The following is a 3,296-nucleotide window of genomic DNA, read 5'->3' as shown; positions in this document are numbered from 1 at the left end:
GATACCGGTGATGTTGCCGACGATCAGCGACAGCGCGGCGAGGATCACAAGCATTTCCTGCCATTCAACCGCCAGCGGCAGCAGACCCATCACGAGGAAGCGCAGACCCCATGCGAACGCGGCCACTTTCGGACCACCGCCGACCATCAGCGTCATGGCCGTCGGCGCGCCCTGATACACGTCGGGCACCCACATGTGGAACGGCACCGCACCCATTTTGAATGCCACGCCCGCCACGATGAAGATCACGCCGAACAACAGCACGCTCGGGTCGTAGTGGCTGGTGCCGATCGCCTTGAACACTTCGTTCAGGTCGAGCGAACCGGTCGCACCGTAGAGCATCGAAATGCCGTACAGCAGGAAGCCGGAAGCCAGCGCGCCGAGCACGTAGTACTTCATCGCCGCTTCGTTCGAAGGCGCCGCATCGCGACGCAGTGCGATCGCACCGTACAGCGACAGCGACATCAGTTCCAGACCAAGGTACAGCGTCAGGAAGTTGTTGCCGGAGATCATCACCAGTTGGCCGAGCAAGGAGAACATGCCCAACAGGAAGAATTCGCCGCGGAACAAGCCGCGATCTTCAAGGTACCGGCGCGAATAAACGATCGACACCGCATAGCCGAGCGTCACCACCGCCTTCATCACACTGGCGAACGAATCCACCACATACATGTGACCGAAGAAGTAATGCACTTGCGGGTCGAACGCGTTCACCGCGAACCAGATGCCGGCAATCAGCGTCGAGAAGAACGCGATGAAATACGTGGTACGGCGACCGGCCTGGCCGACGAACGTGTCGTTGAGCCACGCAACGACAACGGCGAGCATCACCAGTGCGTCGGGCAACAGAGCAGTCATAGGGGCGTTTTGCATGATCTTTAAATTCCTCCGCTCTGCATTACTGTGGCAACGGCAGTTTGGACTGCGCGACGTGGGAGAGGAGGTTTTCCACGGATACGTGCATCACATCGGTAAAGGGCTTCGGATACAGGCCCATGAACAGCGTCAATGCGGCGAGCACTGCCAGCATGAAAAATTCGCGGCGATTGATGTCGACGAGGCTCTTCACGTGATCGTTGGCGATCGCGCCGAAGTACACGCGCTTGTACATCCACAGCGTGTAGGCCGCGCCGAGAATCAGCGTGACAGCCGCACCGCCCGCGATCCAGAAGTTGTACTGGACAGCAGCCAGAATCACCATGAACTCACCGACGAAACCGGAAGTACCCGGCAAGCCGCAATTGGCCATCGAGAACAGCATCACGAACGCCGCGAACTTCGGCATCACGTTCACGACGCCGCCGTAATCGGCGATCTGACGCGAGTGCATACGGTCGTACAGCACACCGATGCTCAGGAACATCGCGCCCGACACGAACCCGTGCGAGATCATCTGCACGATCGCGCCTTCCATGCCGAGCTGATTGAAGATGAAGAAGCCAAGCGTCACGAAACCCATGTGCGCGATCGACGAATACGCGACCAGCTTCTTCATGTCGGCCTGCACCATCGCGACCAGACCGATGTAGATCACCGCGATGAGCGACAGCGTGATCACAACCGGTGCCAGGAAATGGCTTGCGTCCGGTGCGATCGGCAGCGAGAAGCGCACGAAACCGTAGGCGCCCAGCTTCAGCATGATCGCGGCCAGCACGACCGAGCCGCCGGTTGGCGCTTCCACGTGGGCGTCAGGCAACCACGTGTGAACCGGCCACATCGGCACCTTCACGGCGAAGGCCATGAAGAACGCTATAAATATCAATATCTGCGGCGTCATGCCGATCTGCGCGTTCTGCCACGTAGCGAGATCGAACGTGCCGGTCTCGATGTACAGGTACAGCAGCGCGACCAGCATCAGCAGCGAGCCCATCAGCGTGTACAGGAAGAACTTGAACGCCGCATACACGCGGTTCGCCCCACCCCACACGCCGATGATGATGTACATCGGAATCAGCGTTGCTTCGAAGAACACGTAGAACAGCATGCCGTCCGCGGCGCTGAACACGCCGACCATGATGCCGGACAGGATCAGGAACGAAGCGAGGTACTGCGCCACGTTCTTCGTGATGACTTCCCATGCGGCGATCACGACGATCACCGTAATCAATGCGGTCAACACGACGAACCACATCGAGATGCCGTCGACACCCAGGTGGTACGTGATGTTGAAGCGCTCGATCCAGTTCGCCTTTTCGACGAACTGCAGATCGGCGGTGCTCGAATCGAAACCGGTAATCAGCGGGATCGTCACGATGAAGCTGACGACCGAGCCGATCAGCGCGATCCAGCGCGCCGGGGCCGGGTTCCGGTCGGAACCGATGGCGAGTACCAGGAGACCTACGAGGATCGGTAACCAGATCGCAATACTGAGAATCGGATAAGCGTGCATTAGTGTCCCTCGCCTTATTTGCCGCCGAGCGTTACAAACAGGGTCAGGAGCCCCAACATGCCGATAATCATGGCAAACGCGTAGTGGTAGATATAGCCCGACTGGAGGAAGCGGATCACGCCGGCAAACCAGCCGATGAAGCGTGCGCTGCCATTGACGATACCGTCGATGACCACGACGTCGCCTTCCTTCCAGAGACCCCGGCCAATCGCCACCGCGCCCCGCGCAAACACGACGTCATTGATCTTGTCCATGTAGTACTTGTTATCGAGCAGCGTATAGATCGGACCCGCCGCACGCTTGATGACGGCCGGCAGATCGGGACGAACCAGGTACAGGAACCACGCCACCACCACGCCCGCGAGTGCCAGCCAAACCGGCAGACCCGAGACCGAGTGCAGACCCATCGACGCCCAGCCCTGGAATTCATCAGCCATCTCATGCAGCGCCGGATGGTTTTCGCCGATGAAAATCACCTTGTCGAACGCCACGCCGTGCTGGAAGAAGTCGCCGAACAGCATCGGACCGATGCCGATCGCACCGATCACCACCGACGGAATCGCCAGCAGCACCAGCGGCAGCCACACCACCCACGGCGTTTCATGCGGCTCGTGGGCGTGGTCGTCGTGACCATGGCCGTGGCCGTGTGCGTCATGGCCGTGACCGTCATGCGCATGCGCGGCCGCTTCGATACCCATCGGCGAATCCGGATGCTTCGGATCGCGGAAGCGCTCCTTGCCGTGGAACACCATGAAGTACATACGGAACGAATACAGCGCAGTAACGAATACGCTCGCCACCACAGCGAAGTACGCGAAACCGGAGCCCGGCAGATGCGACAGCTTCACCGCGTCGATGATCGAGTCTTTCGAATAGAAGCCCGAGAAGAACGGCGTACCGATCAGCG

The 3,296-nt window shown here is 59.7% G+C and carries 2 protein-coding genes and 1 pseudogene; all 3 read right to left on the bottom strand.

The features are described from left to right. Positions 1 to 873, bottom strand: an 873-nt coding sequence (locus QOC89_RS06445; RefSeq protein WP_323044263.1) for an NADH-quinone oxidoreductase subunit N, incomplete at its 3' end; no start/stop codon positions are given. A 25-nt stretch (positions 874 to 898) separates the two neighbouring features. Continuing rightward, positions 899 to 2,389, bottom strand: coding sequence for an NADH-quinone oxidoreductase subunit M (locus tag QOC89_RS06440; protein WP_323044262.1), 1,491 nt, complete (start codon positions 2,387 to 2,389; stop codon positions 899 to 901). A 14-nt stretch (positions 2,390 to 2,403) separates the two neighbouring features. After that, positions 2,404 to 3,296 (bottom strand): annotated as a pseudogene (locus QOC89_RS06435) (NADH-quinone oxidoreductase subunit L); the annotation flags it as partial.

The sequence above is a fragment of the Paraburkholderia sp. genome, assembly GCF_034668105.1.
GTDB lineage: Bacteria > Pseudomonadota > Gammaproteobacteria > Burkholderiales > Burkholderiaceae > Paraburkholderia.
Note: the sequence above shows the minus strand (reverse complement) of the source record. Positions and strands in the feature narration are given on the sequence as shown.

Coding starts and splice junctions, on each gene's coding strand:
- QOC89_RS06440 (WP_323044262.1), bottom strand. CDS start 2,389: ATGCACGCTTATCCGATTCTCAGTATTGCGATCTGGTTACCGATCCTC.